The organism is Vibrio sp. OPT46 (genome assembly GCF_015163535.1).
Lineage (GTDB): Bacteria > Pseudomonadota > Gammaproteobacteria > Enterobacterales > Vibrionaceae > Vibrio > Vibrio alginolyticus.
Map to the genome: position 1 here is coordinate 1,304 of NZ_JADDYG010000877.1, position 640 is coordinate 1,943.

General features: G+C 31.9%; 1 protein-coding gene. It reads left to right on the forward strand.

Annotated features, from left to right (window positions below):
* Window positions 1–32 precede the first annotated feature (32 nt).
* Window positions 33–640 (forward strand): hypothetical protein (locus tag IQR33_RS31270; protein WP_193844310.1); only part of this gene is annotated, 608 nt, incomplete at its 3' end.

Consider the following 640-nt stretch of genomic DNA (forward strand, 5'->3'; position numbering starts at 1 on the left):
CATATTGCGGAGATATAGACTTTCTAATAAGCATGGAACACAAAGATATTGAAAGTAAATTAATTAATAATAAAGTCAAGTTTTCCAAAAATAGATTTGGAACATTTCGAACTGCTTTACCAGATGGTAATCACATGGACCTTGTTTCAACATTTGAGCATGGAGGCTCAAAAAACGTAATAACCGCTCTCAAGAACTTCAACTTTAGTGTTAACGCAGCTGCAATAAATATAAGCAATAACCGATTGATATGTTCTGAAGAGTTTAATGATGACATTTCCTCGTTAAAGTTAAGAATAAATAATAGTGATTTAGTTAAAAATCGTATGCATACATATTCATTCCTTAAAGATTATGAGGTGTTAAAATACTTTTACGGATTCAATCCAGTAAATGACTCAATGAGTAATTCGGTTGAAGATAGAATATCTGTGTTAAATCATGAGATTCAATCTAGCACAGAGCCTCAACTTCTGGAAAAGGCTTCTGAGATCATAAGTCAGCAATTAAAAATAAAAGAGGCTTGGCTTGTTCGTGGTTATGTTAGAAGCTCAATTTTTGGAGAATTAAAATATTGGGATGATTTAGATGTTATCGTCCCATTTGACAGAGATACTTTAATTTCTCATCTAGAACATAG